Genomic DNA, 15295 nt, shown 5'->3' on the forward strand with positions numbered 1-15295 from the left:
CGACCATAAGTTTTATTATTTGGAAAGCCGTAATTCATAAAATCCGAAATTATAGCGAGGTGAGGCTAAAATGAACGAGTTGCTCAAGGAAATTCCGGACCGAATTCTCAAATTAGCGAAAGGCGCTTTGTCCCAAGCGAATACTCATTTAACCTTCGCCGATCCGGGAAACGAGCACTGGAATTTTATTTGCGTACTGAATGCCGCTCACGCCGGCGAGCTGTTCATGAAAGCAGCTATCGCGAGAGAACATCCCCTTCTCATATTCAAAGACTTGTTCGCGTTTGACGACGGTCAGGCAGCAGAAATTGATCTCGCGAGCTTGATCAAGAAGGGGAAAACCCATGATTTTGACAAGATTCCTCAACTGCTGTGGGCGGTAAGTGGAATTCGCATTCCGAATCGAGAGTGTTTCGAGCGATTGCGGAAGGCACGCAATGCCATTCAGCACTTTTGCGCGCCGGACGATGAGGATTTTAGGCAACTTTCCCTAGAGTTCAGTTATACGATTATCGATCCTCTCATCCAATCTACCTACGGGCTGTTCGCGATCGATTTTCACGAAGATCACAACGTGGGTTATGATTATGTCGTTGAGAAGGTTGTACGTGCTCAGCAAAAGTTCTCGATGCCAGAAGACTTTAATCTGAGTGAGGTTAGTTTGTCTGAGGCTTTGCAGGGAGCAAGCCGCGGATACAAGTCATGGATAAATTCCGAACTGACAAAAATTGGCAGGACCGATTTGCTGACGCTTTAATCATGTCGGTTGGTCAGACAATGATGAGCAGTGGGAAGGTACAAACGAATCGCTGTAAGTATCTGCTGCTCAGTTGTCGCAATCAGGCTCTTGGTTTCGCTGAACGACGTAGGCCTGCTGCATGTAGGGTGGCGACGTTTCTGGCCCAGGCATCATTCACTAGATCCTGCCATTGGATCACCTCGATCGTTGATCCCTTAAATTCATTATCGAGGGCGCGGATACGGCCCTCTCCATTTGCCGTCGTTGACCAGCCCGCCAGCTGCTCCTTCAGGTCGCCCCTTATGTCGGCCACCACATAGCAGTAGAAGATGCAATCCGGCGCTATGCGAACCCTCTGACGGTTGTATGTTTCGATTTCGCCATTCTTCATCTGCCTTAGGTATTTCGTGATCTGCAGTTCCACCAAATCCTCGGTCTTCTTGTATTGGGTCCGCCCAGGTCGTTTAAATTCGACAATCATCGCTTTGCGCAGTGGCTCGGACGCGTCGAATTCGTTCTCATCGTCGGATGGGTCGACCACGCCCAAGCCGTGGGCAAGGTTCCAGACTAATAGATCCGGGCGAATGTCCGTTCCACCGGACTTTAAAGTTTCCGCCAACCGCTGATCGGAAGCGAAGGAGCGTGTGAATGCCAGCCGTTCGTCAACGATCCAAAGATCATGGACGGTGGCTTCCACCTTGCTTGGGTCGCTGCCATTCATGCGCATCGGAACGATAAGTGAATGGAGGGTGCTTTCCAGATGGAAATCTTCTTCCTTTTCTCCGCGGTCTCTAATTCGTCTGATGAGGCGTTCCAATAGCTCGAGGACGAGCTTTCGGCGAACGACGTGCTGTGCCAAAGCCAGTCGCTCCGAATTTTGAACTTCCTGCGCCGCCTTGATAACCGTCTCGGCGAAGTTCTCGGAAACGCTTTGACCTTCCTCGAGGAGCTTGATCACCGTTTCAATATCTTTTTGACGAGTCTCATCGCGCCGAATTTGGTATTTTACCAAGCCTGTGGCGAATTCCTCCGGGCTTCGGGCTCCGAATGGAACACGATCGAGCTGGGTATCTTCGTCTGCAAAGTCGTAGATCGGATATCGTTGCACGAATCCCCGATAATCCTCGCGGCGCGCTTCCGAGTATTCTGCGATTTGTTCGGTCAAGAATTTCTCCTTGATGAATTCAGTGCAGAACCTGATTAGTTCCTTCACCTTGGATTCGGCCAAGTTGAAGGCCGTACGACCCTCGTTCACATGCCGATTGAGGTAGTCGCCAGTGATGCATCCGTGAAATACGAGGTCGTCATGGCCGTCGCGGCGTACGCGGTCGATCCCTAGTAGTTTATCGATCTTTCGAGGTTCGACGTTTCGGCCGTCAGCAAGGAGATGAAGCTGATGCATCCCGTCTAAGCCAGTGCTGGCTTCCGGCTTGCAGGTAAAACCAGTTATTTTGAGCGCTCCGAATTCCCTATGTTCGTCGGTGCTGGCTTCGAATGGCTCGCCAACTACCAAGCCGGACACTGCCTCTGGATAACGAGCTTCCTCTCCATCAATTTCGAGACGGACCTTCGGGCCTCTAGCCATAAGGAAATCGGCGATAAAGTGGGCGCTGAAATACCGCTTGAATAGCTCAGCGCTTGCCGGGAACTGTTTCCGGTAGTTCGCCTCTCTCAAGCCTCTGAATGAAACAACAGTCCCGGTGTTCCGAACGCGAGACAGGTGCAGCCGGTTGTCGTCCTCGCGGAGCTGTTCCCCGTTGTTTAGAAGGAATGTAAATGCGCGGTCGTGGAACTGATCTGATTCAAGGTACTTGCTCTCGACCCTAACGTCGGCGAACGAATCGAGCCAGAACAGTCTGCCGACCCCTTTACCACCACGTTCTTTCTTGAAATCAGTATCGAGCTGGCAAAAGGCCTCATATCGCTTTCTATCTAGGCCTATGCCATTATCGATAACCTCGATATTGAGCACATCCGGGTCGCGGAGGCCGCTCACGAAAATGTCCACGACACCCTGATAATCGGGATGTTTCTTCTGAATATCCTCGATTGCAAATATTGCATTGCTTACCGCTTCAAATAACGGCTGCATGGCCTGAGCGATATTGGATGGTTTGGGGAGCTTGTCGACGCGATTGATCACGTTAGGCGCAAGTGTCGGCATAGATCCCCCAGGTATTTTGCACTTATTGATAGCGCAACAATTTCATGCCTTCAATCAATGTGGCGGAAGCAATTGGGCAATCGGTTCGATCGTTTTAATCAGCCTGAAGGGTTCATTCGGTTTCCTGCCGCAATAGCCACGGCGCTTGCCCGAGCGTTTTAGTGCGAGCGTCAAATCATATGGCACCGATGAATTTGGTAATCGCGCCCATTAACTTCGCAATCGTGGTCAAAGTATCGGCTAGGTCTCCTGCCTCCTTTGCGGTGGCTCTGAGGCTAGCAGCCGCGGCCGCGATTTCGTCGTCCGGCGCATACAGTGCTTGTCTTGCGGCGAGACTTAGATTTGCAAGGTTGTTGTATTCGCGGCGCAGAATGTCGATCTGCCGGGAATAAGCCAAAAGCTTGTCCGGATCAGAAGTTCGCGTCCCCAGAATTGCAATGGCCTTCGCCTCCGCGACCATTCCTTCCCACGCTTCATCGTTGGAAATACTCCCGGCCGGTGCTTTTGCGAGTTCAGCGGCACGTCGGACTTTCAGTGCGCGGATCAATCTGCTTGATCTTGCCTGCTTATAATCGTCGACGGCATTCTGAAATTGGGCGAACGCTTCGGTTGTCATCATTTGCCCTTCTTCGCTGCTTGTACGAGGTCTGAGAGATTGCCTGTCAACGCGACAAGGGAGTCGACGTCAAAATTTGCTTTGCCAGACTGTGCGGCAAGAGCGTGGTGCGTCTTGGCAATTTGGTCAAGCACGTTGTCATACTCAGCTGTGGCGGCGAAGGCAGCATTGGCTGCATCGACCGATGCAGCCGATTCCAAGAACTGCTCATGCAGCTGCGCCCGGCCCGCGACTTCGGAAGAGGTTGGAACAGTGGTCGAGGTACTTGACCCATTGGGGGAGGAATTTCCGCGAATGGTCGCGAGTGCAGTCTTTTGATTGAGTTTGTACTCGATTAGAGCGATTTCGAAACTCCCGCTAATTATCGCGACGTCTTGCTTTAAGGATCGCACTACGATCTGAACGGACGGATCGGTATCGCGGATGATCTGGTTAACCCGCCGAGCGTAGCGGTCACTCAGGGCAATACCGACACCTTTGCCGGCAGCTTTGGCAACGGCTGATAGCATCGCACCCGCACCAGGAGCCACGGCTGTGCCGAGATTTGCGACAGTTTCTGCAAGCGCCGATGATGCATCCTGAAGCTTTTGAATATTTCCGTCGTCCGCGGCAGCTTTTAGCGCAGAGCCATAGTCTGCAAGAACTTTGATCTTTTTCTGCCGAAACGCGATTTCTTTCGTATTGATCAAGGACTCTGGTTCCTCGAGCAAATTGAAATCGGCTCCCTTTATATAATTGACGGATTGTAATTCTCGTTCTGCTGCTATCGAAATAGTCCTATTCTCCGCAGCGATAGCATTGAGCGAAGAAACGCCGGACTCTACGGCGGAGCCAAAATCCGCAAGCTGCTTAGAATTAGGCAGAGATGTGCAACTCGTTAACAGTAGTATCGGCAATATAAGACTAATCCTGATCACAGCGCCCCTCCGAACCAGAACATCATCAATGCATTTCTTTTTAGGCTTGTACAGCTTTTAGATGTATTTCTGTTTATTCTGCTGCCCTTAAAAAGGTGTTTTTGACGAACGGTCTGAGCGGTTGGACAGATGACCCTTCGCGCTGGCGTCAACGTATGGTGGCCGCCCAAACATGCATAGGCAGGTGCCGCCACTCATATACTTGCCGAAGGCGGTCGGAACTTCTTGAATCGGCGCTCGTTTTCTGGTGACCGAAATCAAACCGTAGGAGACTTCGATGGCAACCATATCCCGAGGCAGAGCGCAGGATCGAGCCAAAGTCGCAGGCGTTCAGGATCATGAAGTCCGCTACGAGGCGAAGAAGGAAGATGTCTCCAAGGACACGGTCAAGAAAGCCGTAAAGAGCGCTGGAAATTCTCGCAAGAAGGTCGAGCAGGAAATCGGCCGACACTGAGCCGTGAAGCTCGCCACCTATAACGTCAATGGCGTCAACGGTCAGCTCGACCTTCTTCTGCGATGGCTCGAGGAGGCCGGCCCGACGTCGTCTGCCTGCAGGAACTGAAGGCGCTATCACGGCGCTCGATGGCTGCCGGCTACGGGGCTGTGTGGCAGGGCCAGAAGTCATGGAACGGCGTGGCGATCCTTGCCAAGGGGCGGGAGCCTCACCTCACGAGAAAAGGTCTGCCCGGCGAACCTGAAGATGAGCATAGCCGCTACATCGAGGCCATCGTCGACGGCATCGTCATCGGCGGGCTCTATCTCCCGAACAGCAATCCGTACCCAGGCCCGAAATTCGATTACAAACTTCGCTGGTTCAAGAGGCTGCATGACTATGCGGCCGAGTTGCTCGAACTGGAAGTTCCGGTCGTGCTCGCCGGCGACTACAATGTCATGCCGACGGAATTGGACGTTTACAAGCCGGAACGCTGGATGAAAGACGCGTTGTTCCGCGTGGAAGTCCGAGAAGCCTATAGGAACCTTGTCGACCAAGGTTGGACGGATGCTCTGCGCCACCTGCATCCAGACGCACGCATCTACACGTTCTGGGACTATTTCCGAAACGCTTACGCACGCGATGCGGGATTGCGGATCAACCATTTCTTGCAAAGTTCCCAAGCAGCAGCACGGCTGTCGAAGGCAGAGGTAGACAGGCATGTGCGCGGGTGGGAGCACACAAGCGACTATGCCCCGGTCTGGATCGAATTGGCCGACGTACCGCTCAAGAAGCGAAAGGCGAAGTGAACGAAGCCGGCCGAAACGACAAGCGGGTTACAGCAGACTGGCTTGCTCCACGGGCTCGCCGGATTTCGACACGATCGATGATCCATAAGGTTCACGCCCCAGAATGATCAAAGCATCATTCGGCAGCGGTCGAGCAAGGTTCTTTGCCTCCTCCCATGGCGCCCGCATCCAGATCTCAGTTTCTTCCTTCGTCCGCAGCAGCACCGGCATGGCCTTTTCATGGATCGGTTTCACGAGACCGTTGGCGTCGGTAGTCAGAAAACCGTAGAGATCGTCCGTCGTGAGGCCGTCCCGGACTTTTCGGACGCTTTTCCACTGCGGCACATGGATGCCGGCGAAGAACATCAGCGGTTTTGCCTCGTCGCGAGCGAACCAGGCATTCGGCACATTGCCACCTTCCTGTTTGCTCGCCGGATCCGGCTCGGCGAAGCTTGTGACAGGGACGAGACATCTGTGTTCGATACCGAACCACCGTTTCCAATGCGGAAGATTGAGGTTTCGGACATTGGTTGTGCCGCGGTCAGGCTCCATGCGGATAAGTTCCTCAAGATCGAAGGGCTTGCCCTTGGCCGCGAGTTTCTCGGCCTTGGCCTTGGCGCCCTTCTCGAGTGCGAAACGAGGGGAGGGCAGACCCCATCGAGCATGCACCAGCTGCTTCTTGCCGTCAGCCGTGTTGCGGACGATCGGCCCTATCTGATCGGGGTTCATCTGATAGACCGGCATCAGGTTGATTAGGCTTTCGGCATCCTGGGCCCATTTCGCGACCCAATCCTTGTCTTCCATCCGATAAAGATTACACATGGCAGCAATCCCCTCCGTTGCGACCGAATGCAGTTTGTCCCGGTAAGTTCCGCCCGCTCGCTAGTAGAGCTTGTAAACGTCGGCATTATCTTGCCGTTCCCGCAAGCCCTTGTAGGATGGATGACGCAGTTTGCCCTCTGCCGTCCAGGCCCGAAACTCGATCTCGGCAATCAAGGTCGGCTCGACCCAAACAATGTCCGCTTTTCCGGCATAGGATACAGGTGATTGTTTTCGCTTCCAGCGCAGCTTGTCCAGCATCTTGCGCAGCCTGATCATCTCGGCTTCCTTGAAGCCCGTTCCGACATTTCCGACGTGAACGAGATCGTGACTACGATAGGCGGCGAGCACGAGAGAGCCAAACCCGCCTGGTGAAGCCGTGGACGGCTCATAGCCGACGATCAAGAACGCTTCGCTCTGCACGCATTTGACCTTCACCCAGTCGCCGGTCCGACCGGAGCGATAAGGCTGATCGAGATGCTTGCCGACGATGCCTTCCAGACCGAGGCGGCAGACGTTCTCAAGCAGGATATTGGGATCCGCGTCGAGCGTTTCAGAAAGGCGGATTGCGCCGTCCTTTCCATCGAGCGTGTCTTCAAGAAGATGCCGGCGCGACCGATATTCGACATTCCGCAAATCATGGCCGTCGAGATAAATGAGGTCGAATGCATAGAGGATGGCGTCCGAAGCACGGTTACCAGCCGCCTTGCCGGAAGCACCCAGCGACTGCTGCAGCAGCCCGAAATCCGGCCGCCCCTCTTCGTCAAGCACCACCGCCTCGCCATCGATGATCATCGTCGCCGGCCCCAGTGCCCAGGCGGCCTCTGCGATATCAGGAAACCGATGCGTCCAGTCATGGCCGCCGCGAGTGAGGATGCGGACGCCTTGCGGCTCGATATGGACCGCCAGCCGGTAGCCATCCCATTTCAGCTCCCAGCTCCACTGGTCACCTTTGGGCGGATGCGCCTTTAGTTCAGCGAGCGACGGCTCCACGCGATCGGGCATCGGGTCGAACAGAAGCTGTGGCTCCGCGGGATTGCGCTTCCGACGCGGCTTTGAGCGGAGCGGGGCTTCGATATCACGAAGGAGCGGCTTTGATCTCGGTGGCTTCGTCATCCAAAGAGTTCAGCACGAAAAAATTAAGAAGATTGTGACGCCGCACGACTGTCCCCGCTGTCCATCGTCCACAGATGCGAGCGCCCGCAGGTCTGCGTCACGTTGGCATGCCGGCTGCCAAACCGCAATCGCTGTTCCGTGGCCCGGTGTTGTCGTCGAGGATCGTTTGATCGATGCCGCCGCATTAGCCGGTCAGCCCCGACATTCGCAACAACGCTATTCCGATTGCAGCGGAAATCACCGTCAGTGATATACATGCAAACAACCGGTAAACTCTCTCCTTTGACGTCAAGAGAAGATAGATCGAAGCGATTCCCAGAAAGCAAATCATCGCGAGGGCGCCATACGCTCGATACTCGCTCGAATAAAGCCATGTCCCCAAAGCCACAAAACCACCAATAACAAAAACAAGTTCGAGCTTTTGCAACGTATCACCTCAAGAAGATCTGCGCGGGATTCTAGGGAAAAGATCTCACAGGTCAATGTTGCCATCCCGCTTCATGCCGCGGAGCTTGTGGATCCGCCAATATGTCCGAGGTTCATACGCCTCAAGACTAAAAACTCACGTACCGGTGGCCCGCTGCGGACAGCGATTGATGTAGTCAACCACAGCGACGCGGCTTTAAACAGATGGGGCTTCGGTATCAAGAAGGAGCGGCTTTGCCATGCCGAGAGCTCCGGACAAAAACTTTAAGAAACATTGTGACGTGACCCGTCTATCCGCCCGATTCTCTATTTGGAGTCCGACGAGACGGAAGCACCGCAAAAATTCTCGTTGGCCTTACGTCTTTGAATCCTTTTCGAATCTTCGGTTTTGCTAATACTGGGATAATATTCCTCAACTTTGTGGTGCTTGACTCTTTCGCCTCATCAGAACAAACAATGAACAAATAACCCGTACGACATGATGTCGATCCTTTGAACACGACCTTGAAGGGAGCCGTGAACGATGACTGCTGCCCATCCCAAGGGGGTCTCCGATGTGATCTGTGACTTGCGTGACCGCATCGCCTCGATGGAGGGCGCAGCCGCGAAGCGGGTCGGAACGCTCGCCTTCGGTGTTCCCGAGATCGATGCGGCCTTGCCTGGCGGGGGTCTTGCCTATGGAGCCCTGCATGAGTTTGCGGGCGGAGGATCCGGTACAGTCGATGGTGCAGCAGCCGCGCTTTTTGTTGCCGGCATTGCCGCCAGGACCAGAGGCCCCGTCATCTGGTGTCTGACGAGACCTGATCTGTTTTTTCCGGCGCTTGCCCAGGTCGGTCTACATCCCGACCGCGTCATCTTCGTCGAGTCCGACAGGGAAGAGGATGTTCTGGCCAATATGGAGGAGGGGCTCTCGTTCGGCGGTCTCGGGGCGGTCGTCGGCGAACTTGTCCGCCTGCCGATGGTCAGTTCCCGCCGATTGCAACTTGCCGCCGAGCGAACCGGGACGATGGCTCTGGCGGTCCGGCGATGGCGACGGCAGACAGAGGCGAATGATTTTGGCCAGCCGACGGCGTCAACAACCAGATGGCGGGTCAGCGTGATGCCATCGGAAGAGCTGCCGGTCCCGGGGGTGGGCAGGCCTCAGTGGTTTCTGGAATTAATGCGCGTGAAAGCGGGTGAGTGTGCTGAGTTTCTCGTGAGAGCGTGTGATGACAAGGGTCGTATCCATTTATCTTCCGGATCTGCCGACAGATCGAATACGGCGCGCCGATCCGTCTATTCCGCCTGAACGGCCAATCGCCGTGATCGCCAGAAGCGGATCTAAGCGATGGGTATCGGCTGCAGACGCAAGCGCGCGAAAAGCAGGCGTGCATGTCGGCATGGCGGCGGCGAAGGCGCAGTCGCTGTTTCGTGGCCTGATGCTGGTGGACGCAGATGCCGAAGCCGACCGGGCTGCACTCGAACGCATCGCGCTCTGGGCGCTGACAATCTATTCACCCATCGTTGCTGTCGATGGGATCGACGGCATCGTCATGGACACCGAAGGTGCCGACCATCTGCAGGGCGGAGAGCTGCCTATGGTCACGAAGATCGCCAACCAATTCCTGGCAAGGAAGCTGAGTGCCCGTGTGGCTGTCGCCGACAGCTGGGGTACGGCCCATGCTTGCGCCCGCGCGATCAACCGCGCGACGATCGTCGTTCCGCCCGGCGAGACGGTGCGCTTCGTCGAAAGACTGCCGATCTCGCTCCTGCGCCTGCCGGCAAAGATTGTCTCTGACCTGCGAAACCTTGGCTTCCAGACGATCGGAGAGCTCGCCAACACGCCGCGCGCACCGCTGACGCTCCGCTTCGGCCCGGAGGTCGGTCGCCGTCTCGACCAGATGTTCTGTCGTGCCTCCGAGCCAATTCAGCCAATCCGCACGCCTGAGCTGATTGAGGTCTCCAAAGCCTTTGCTGAACCGATCGGGGCCGCCGAGACAATCAACAAATATGTCGGCCGCCTTGTTGTTCAGCTAGTTGATGAGCTCCGGAAGCGCGGGCTTGGCGTGCGCCGCGCCGACCTGATCGTCGAGAAGGTCGACGGTACCAGACAGGCCATTCGCGCAGGCACCGCCAAGCCGGCCCGCGATATCGCCTGGCTGACGAAACTGTTTCGGGACCGGACCGAAAAGATCGAGCCGGGTTTCGGGATCGAGAGGCTCACCCTCGTCGCCGTCATGGTAGAGCCATTGGAGGAGGCGCAGAAAGTCTCTGCTCTGGTCGAGGATGACATCACCGATGTGACGCCGCTGATCGACATCTATGGAAACCGGGGGCAGCGAGTTTATCGCGTCGGACCGGTTGCTTCCGATGTGCCCGAACGCGCTGTCCAGCGCATCAGCCCCGTTGCTGAGCCGATTGCTGTTGCCTGGGTCAGCCATTGGCGCCGCCCGGTGCGTCTTTTGCCACGTCCGGAACTGATCGAGGCGATTGCGCTGATGCCGGACCGGCCGCCGGTCTCCATTGTCTGGCGCGGCAGACGCCGGAAGGTCAAACTTGCCGATGGGCCGGAGCGCATTTTTGGCGAGTGGTGGCAGCGCGACGCCGAGATGGACGCTGTGCGCGACTACTTTGTCATCGAGGACGAGGCAGGTGAACGCCTGTGGGTGTTCCGCTCCGGCGACGGTGTCGATCCTGAGACTGGTTCCCACCGCTGGTTCTGTCACGGGATTTTCGCATGAGCTACGCCGAGCTTCAGGTCACGACACATTTTTCCTTTTTGCGCGGCGCGTCCTCTGCACAGGAGTTGTTCGAGACAGCCAAAGCCTCGGGCATCCAGGCGCTCGGCGTCGTCGATCGCAATTCGCTGGCCGGGATTGTTCGCGCCCTTGAAGCATCCCGCGCGACAGGTCTCCGCCTCGTCGTCGGCTGTCGTCTCGATCTCGCCGACGGCATGTCGATGCTCGTCTATCCAATGGATCGATCTGCCTATTCCCGGCTGACCCGTTTGATCACGCTCGGCAAGTCGCGCGGCGGCAAGAACAACTGCATCCTTCACTGGGATGACGTTATCGCCTACTCGGAAGACATGATCGGCATTCTGGTGCCGGATCTGCCGGATGCCACCTGTGCTGTGCAGCTTCGAAAAATGGCTGAGCTGTTTGGTGATCGCGCTTACGTGTCTCTCTGTCTGCGTCGGCGACCGAACGACCAGTTGCGCCTGCACGAGATTTCCAACACGGCGGCGCGGTTCAAGGTGAAGACCGTCGTCACCAATGACGTGCTGTTTCATGAGCCGGGCCGGCGGCAATTGCAGGACATCGTCACCTGCATCAGGCACAACACCACGATCGACGATGTCGGCTTCGAGCGCGAAAGGCACGCAGATCGTTACCTGAAGCCGCCCGAGGAAATGGAGCGTCTGTTTCCCCGGTACCGTGAGGCGCTTGCACGGACGATGGAGATCGTTCGGCGGTGCAAGTTTTCGCTCGAGGAACTGACCTACCAATATCCCGAGGAAGCGATCGTGCCGGGCAAGAATGCCCAAGCCTCGCTGGAACATTATGTCTGGGAATGTGCGCCCGAACGTTATCCGGAGGGCTTGCCACCGGATGTTCTGAAGACCGTCCGGCACGAGCTCGATCTCGTTCGCACCATGAAATATGCGCCCTACTTCCTGACCGTGTTTTCGATCGTGCGCTTTGCCAGAAGCCAGGGCATTCTCTGTCAGGGCAGGGGGTCCGCTGCCAACAGCGCTGTCTGCTATATTCTCGGCATCACATCGATCGACCCCTCGACCAATGATCTCCTCTTCGAGCGTTTCGTCAGCCAGGAGCGCGACGAGCCGCCGGATATCGATGTCGACTTCGAGCATGAACGGCGCGAGGAGGTCATCCAGTGGATCTACAAGACCTATACCAAGGATAAGGCGGCACTCTGCGCGACCGTCACCCGCTACCGGGCCAAGGGCGCAATCCGCGATGTCGGCAAGGCGCTCGGCCTGCCTGAAGATGTCATCAAGGCGCTGTCATCAGGCATGTGGTCCTGGTCGGAAGAAGTTCCCGACCGAAACATCAGGGAGCTCAATCTGAACCCCGATGACCGGCGTCTGGCGCTCACCCTGAAACTCGCGCAGCAGCTGATGGGCGCACCGCGCCATCTCGGACAGCACCCCGGTGGCTTTGTCCTCACCCATGACCGGCTCGATGATCTCGTGCCGATCGAACCCGCCACGATGAAAGACCGGCAGATCATCGAATGGGACAAGGACGACGTCGAGGCGCTGAAGTTCATGAAGGTCGATGTGCTGGCACTCGGCATGCTGACCTGCATGGCCAAAGCCTTTGATCTCATCCGCGAACACAAGGACGATGATCTTGATCTGTCGAAGATCCGCCAGGAGGATGCCGCGACCTATGCGATGATCCGCAAGGCTGACACGCTCGGCACCTTCCAGATCGAAAGCCGCGCGCAAATGGCGATGCTGCCGCGGTTGAAGCCGCGCACGTTCTATGATCTCGTCGTGCAGGTGGCGATCGTGCGGCCGGGCCCAATCCAGGGTGACATGGTGCATCCCTATCTTCGTCGGCGCGAAGGCAAGGAGCCTGTCGAATATCCCACACCAGAGCTTGAAGCAGTCCTCGGCAAGACGCTCGGCGTGCCGCTGTTTCAGGAAAGCGCCATGCGTGTTGCCATGGTCTGTGCCGGCTTTACCGGTGGCGAGGCCGACCAGCTGCGCAAATCCATGGCGACCTTCAAGTTCACTGGCGGTGTCTCGCGCTTCAAGGACAAGCTGGTGTCCGGCATGGTCAAAAACGGATATTCGCCCGAGTTCGCCGAAAAGACCTTTTCGCAGCTAGAAGGCTTCGGCTCCTACGGCTTTCCGGAAAGTCATGCGGCCTCATTTGCGTTGATTGCCTACGCGTCGAACTACATCAAGTGCCATTACGCCAACGTCTTTTGTGCAGCCCTTCTCAACAGCCAGCCAATGGGCTTTTATGCTCCGGCCCAGATCGTCGGGGACGCGATCAAGCATGGCGTTGAGGTGAGGCCGGTTTGCGTCAACCGCTCGCGATGGGACTGCACGCTGGAAAGGATCGGCAGCACCGATCGACATGCTGTTCGGCTCGGTTTCCGGCAAGTGAGGGGACTGGCGGTCGCGGAGGCGGCGCGGATCGTTGCAGCTCGCATGAACAACCCGTTCGCCTCAGTCGATGATATGTGGCGCCGATCCAGTGTTCCAACCGAAGCGCTTGTCCAACTGGCAGAGGCCGATGCCTTCCTGCCATCGCTCAAACTCGAACGACGCGATGCGCTCTGGGCGATCAAGGCGCTGCGCGACGAACCCTTGCCGTTGTTTGCAGCTGCAGCCGAACGCGAGGCGACAGCGATTGCTGAGCAGCGGGAGCCGGAGGTCGCGCTTCGGCAGATGACGGACGGCCACAACGTCATCGAGGACTACAGCCACATCGGGCTGACTTTGCGCCAGCATCCGGTCGCCTTTCTCCGCGAAGACCTCTCGTCACGCAATATCATCACCTGTGCCGAGGCGATGAATGCCCGGGATGGCCGATGGGTTTACACCGCTGGACTCGTGCTGGTGCGGCAAAAGCCGGGATCTGCCAAGGGTGTGATGTTTATCACCATCGAGGACGAGACTGGACCGGCCAACGTCGTTGTCTGGCCCACTCTTTTCGAGAAGCGCAGGCGCATCGTGCTGGGATCTTCGATGATGGCGATCAACGGGCGAATTCAGCGGGAAGGGGAGGTCGTCCATCTCGTCGCCCAGCAACTCTTCGATCTCTCAGGCGATCTGGTTGGCCTTGCCGATCGAGATACGGAGTTCAGGCTGCCGGCTGGTCGCGGCGATGAGTTTGCCCACGGAGGCGGCGGGCCGGATTCACGCGATCGGCCAAAGCCGGTCGTCCCGCGGGACATGTTCACGCCCGATCTTCATATCGATACGCTGAAGGTGAAGGCCCGGAATTTTCAATGAGCGATCTAGGCCGTAGACTCATAAGCCCGCAGCCACAGGCGCATTGACGCCAACTGGACCATGGCGAGGAAGTTTTCCGCCAGCTTATCGTAGCGGGTAGCGACCCGACGAAAGTGCTTCAGCTTGGAGAAGAACCGCTCGATCAGGTTCCGTTCGCGATATAGCCATGAGCTGAAGTACGGTTTTGACCTACGGTTTGCCTTGGGCGGAATATTGGCGAACGCCCCCTTCTCGCGGAGAGACGCCCGGATGCGATCGGCATCATAGGCCTTGTCAGCGAGCACGATGGTTCCGGCACCCACATGGTCAAGCAGACCGTCAGCCGCTTGCCCGTCGTGGCTTTGCCCAGCGGTTAGGCTCAGCCTGATCGGGAGACCTTGCCCATCGACGACCGCGTGGATTTTGGTCGTGAGCCCGCCTCGGGAACGGCCGAGACAATGATCTCGATCCCCCTTTTTGCCGTCGCAGCCTGCTGGTGGGCGCGAACGGAAGTGCTGTCGATCATCTGGATGTCGCCATCATGGGCAGCGGTGATGGCGTCCATCATTCGGTCCCAGACGCCTGCTTTCCGCCATCGTATGAATCGGTTGTAGCAGGTGGTTCGCGGACCATAGCGTTCGGGCAGGTCGCGCCACGGCGCACCGGATCGTAGCACCCAGAAGATTCCATTCAGCACGCGACGGTCATCGACGCGCGGCACCCCTCTTGGCTTGTTGGGTAAAAGTGGCTCAATCACGCGCCATTCAAAATCGGTCAAGTCATATCGGCTCATGCTGGTGCTGAATCAGCTTTTGATCTGTAATGGAAGCCGTCATCATTCAGGAAAGCGAAAGTGGAGGCCGCGTGCTGCAAAATCGAGAATGGCATAAGGTCGATGGAGCCTCCGCAGACGCAATCGCCTCGCTCAAATCGCTGGCTCCGGTCGATCTTCCTGAGAGTTATTACGCATTGCTGACTTTCAGCAATGGCGGGGAAGGACCGCTAGCGGTTCAGCCGCTTTGGTTCCAACTCTATCCCGCCGAGGAAGCTGCTCAGATTGAACGGGACGGGACTTTCCGAGAGTTTTTCCGGGGTTTGTTCGTGATCGGCGGCAACGGTAGCGGCGAAGCCGTGGCATTCGACTTGCGGGAAAATGCGCCATATCCCCTCGTCGCATTCGACATGACCAACGTCGACCTGGAAGAGAGCCTAAGACCGATAGCGCCATCCTTCGATGTAGCGCTGGATTTGATCGGTCGAGACAATCAGTAATCCGGCACCGCGTTTATGGGTTCACGGCCTAGGTAAACGTACAGTCGGAGGC

At 56.8% G+C, this 15295-nt stretch carries 13 protein-coding genes and 1 pseudogene; 7 read left to right on the forward strand and 7 right to left on the reverse strand.

Annotated elements, in window-relative coordinates; all coding sequences use genetic code 11:
• The first annotated feature begins 70 nt into the window (after positions 1–70).
• The gene (locus tag CFBP5499_RS27875; RefSeq protein ID WP_080830961.1) at positions 71–757 is read left to right on the forward strand and encodes a hypothetical protein; all 687 of its coding nucleotides are present in this window, start codon (positions 71–73) and stop codon (positions 755–757) included.
• A gap of 82 nt (positions 758–839) precedes the next feature.
• Here CFBP5499_RS27875 and CFBP5499_RS27880 read toward each other — a convergent pair whose 3' ends face one another.
• The 3 genes from CFBP5499_RS27880 to CFBP5499_RS27890 form a co-directional block, all read right to left on the reverse strand.
• Positions 840–2903, reverse strand: a complete 2064-nt coding sequence (locus CFBP5499_RS27880; protein ID WP_080830960.1) for an ATP-binding protein — start codon at positions 2901–2903, stop codon at positions 840–842.
• 175 nt (positions 2904–3078) lie between these two features.
• Positions 3079–3522, reverse strand: coding sequence for a hypothetical protein (locus CFBP5499_RS27885; protein WP_080830959.1), 444 nt, complete (start codon positions 3520–3522; stop codon positions 3079–3081).
• Positions 3519–4208, reverse strand: a complete 690-nt coding sequence (locus CFBP5499_RS27890; protein ID WP_130932630.1) for a hypothetical protein — start codon at positions 4206–4208, stop codon at positions 3519–3521. Before CFBP5499_RS27890 ends, CFBP5499_RS27885 begins: the two co-directional genes overlap by 4 nt.
• A 505-nt stretch (positions 4209–4713) precedes the next feature.
• Here CFBP5499_RS27890 and CFBP5499_RS27895 point away from each other — a divergent pair.
• Both CFBP5499_RS27895 and xth read left to right on the forward strand, forming a co-directional pair.
• Complete coding sequence (locus CFBP5499_RS27895) at positions 4714–4890, forward strand: DUF3606 domain-containing protein (protein WP_080830956.1); 177 nt, start codon at positions 4714–4716, stop codon at positions 4888–4890.
• A gap of 3 nt (positions 4891–4893) precedes the next feature.
• Positions 4894–5678 (forward strand): annotated as a pseudogene (gene xth / locus CFBP5499_RS27900) (exodeoxyribonuclease III).
• A gap of 27 nt (positions 5679–5705) precedes the next feature.
• Here the strand turns inward: xth and CFBP5499_RS27905 are convergent.
• From CFBP5499_RS27905 to CFBP5499_RS30260, 3 genes are all read right to left on the reverse strand, one after another.
• On the reverse strand, positions 5706–6479 hold the full coding sequence (locus CFBP5499_RS27905) for an SOS response-associated peptidase family protein (protein WP_080830954.1): 774 nt from the start codon (positions 6477–6479) through the stop codon (positions 5706–5708).
• A 60-nt stretch (positions 6480–6539) separates the two neighbouring features.
• Positions 6540–7592: a non-homologous end-joining DNA ligase gene (gene ligD / locus CFBP5499_RS27910; protein ID WP_080830947.1), complete on the reverse strand. Its 1053-nt coding sequence runs from the start codon at positions 7590–7592 to the stop codon at positions 6540–6542.
• Between the two features lie 184 nt (positions 7593–7776).
• Positions 7777–8019 (reverse strand): hypothetical protein, encoded by a 243-nt coding sequence (locus CFBP5499_RS30260; protein WP_080830946.1) that lies wholly within the window; start codon positions 8017–8019, stop codon positions 7777–7779.
• Positions 8020–8607: 588 nt separating this feature from the next.
• Here CFBP5499_RS30260 and CFBP5499_RS27915 point away from each other — a divergent pair.
• The 3 genes from CFBP5499_RS27915 to CFBP5499_RS27925 are packed head-to-tail and all read left to right on the forward strand — an operon-like array spanning position 8608 to position 13992.
• On the forward strand, positions 8608–9306 hold the full coding sequence (locus CFBP5499_RS27915) for an ImuA family protein (protein ID WP_371507061.1): 699 nt from the start codon (positions 8608–8610) through the stop codon (positions 9304–9306).
• A complete protein-coding gene (locus CFBP5499_RS27920) occupies positions 9227–10738 on the forward strand; it encodes a Y-family DNA polymerase (protein ID WP_173991053.1) in 1512 nt (503 codons plus the stop codon). The genes CFBP5499_RS27915 and CFBP5499_RS27920 overlap by 80 nt, the downstream gene beginning before the upstream one ends.
• Positions 10735–13992 carry an error-prone DNA polymerase gene (locus tag CFBP5499_RS27925; protein WP_080830942.1) on the forward strand — a complete coding sequence of 1086 codons (3258 nt, stop codon included), beginning with the start codon at positions 10735–10737 and terminating at the stop codon, positions 13990–13992. Before CFBP5499_RS27920 ends, CFBP5499_RS27925 begins: the two co-directional genes overlap by 4 nt.
• Before the next feature lie 5 nt (positions 13993–13997).
• Here the strand turns inward: CFBP5499_RS27925 and CFBP5499_RS27930 are convergent.
• A protein-coding gene (locus CFBP5499_RS27930) for an IS5-like element IS427 family transposase (RefSeq protein ID WP_130932629.1) occupies positions 13998–14764 on the reverse strand; the annotation gives its coding sequence in 2 pieces (ribosomal slippage) (positions 13998–14452 and positions 14452–14764; 768 coding nt in all).
• A gap of 29 nt (positions 14765–14793) precedes the next feature.
• Between CFBP5499_RS27930 and CFBP5499_RS27935 the strand changes: the two genes are divergently transcribed.
• Complete coding sequence (locus CFBP5499_RS27935) at positions 14794–15243, forward strand: SMI1/KNR4 family protein (RefSeq protein ID WP_080830940.1); 450 nt, start codon at positions 14794–14796, stop codon at positions 15241–15243.
• The last annotated feature ends 52 nt before the right edge of the window (positions 15244–15295 follow it).

The organism is Agrobacterium tumefaciens, from assembly GCF_005221325.1.
Taxonomy (GTDB): domain Bacteria; phylum Pseudomonadota; class Alphaproteobacteria; order Rhizobiales; family Rhizobiaceae; genus Agrobacterium.

What these genes read in the sequence shown, in the direction of transcription:
- CFBP5499_RS27895 (WP_080830956.1), top strand. Translation starts at nt 4,714, where the DNA reads ATGGCAACCATATCCCGAGGCAGAGCGCAGGATCGAGCCAAAGTCGCA.
- CFBP5499_RS27905 (WP_080830954.1), bottom strand. Translation starts at nt 6,479, where the DNA reads ATGTGTAATCTTTATCGGATGGAAGACAAGGATTGGGTCGCGAAATGG.
- CFBP5499_RS27925 (WP_080830942.1), top strand. Translation starts at nt 10,735, where the DNA reads ATGAGCTACGCCGAGCTTCAGGTCACGACACATTTTTCCTTTTTGCGC.
- CFBP5499_RS27920 (WP_173991053.1), top strand. Translation starts at nt 9,227, where the DNA reads ATGACAAGGGTCGTATCCATTTATCTTCCGGATCTGCCGACAGATCGA.
- CFBP5499_RS27880 (WP_080830960.1), bottom strand. Translation starts at nt 2,903, where the DNA reads ATGCCGACACTTGCGCCTAACGTGATCAATCGCGTCGACAAGCTCCCC.
- CFBP5499_RS27915 (WP_371507061.1), top strand. Translation starts at nt 8,608, where the DNA reads ATGGAGGGCGCAGCCGCGAAGCGGGTCGGAACGCTCGCCTTCGGTGTT.
- CFBP5499_RS27885 (WP_080830959.1), bottom strand. Translation starts at nt 3,522, where the DNA reads ATGATGACAACCGAAGCGTTCGCCCAATTTCAGAATGCCGTCGACGAT.
- CFBP5499_RS27875 (WP_080830961.1), top strand. Translation starts at nt 71, where the DNA reads ATGAACGAGTTGCTCAAGGAAATTCCGGACCGAATTCTCAAATTAGCG.
- CFBP5499_RS27935 (WP_080830940.1), top strand. Translation starts at nt 14,794, where the DNA reads ATGGAAGCCGTCATCATTCAGGAAAGCGAAAGTGGAGGCCGCGTGCTG.
- ligD (WP_080830947.1), bottom strand. Translation starts at nt 7,592, where the DNA reads ATGACGAAGCCACCGAGATCAAAGCCGCTCCTTCGTGATATCGAAGCC.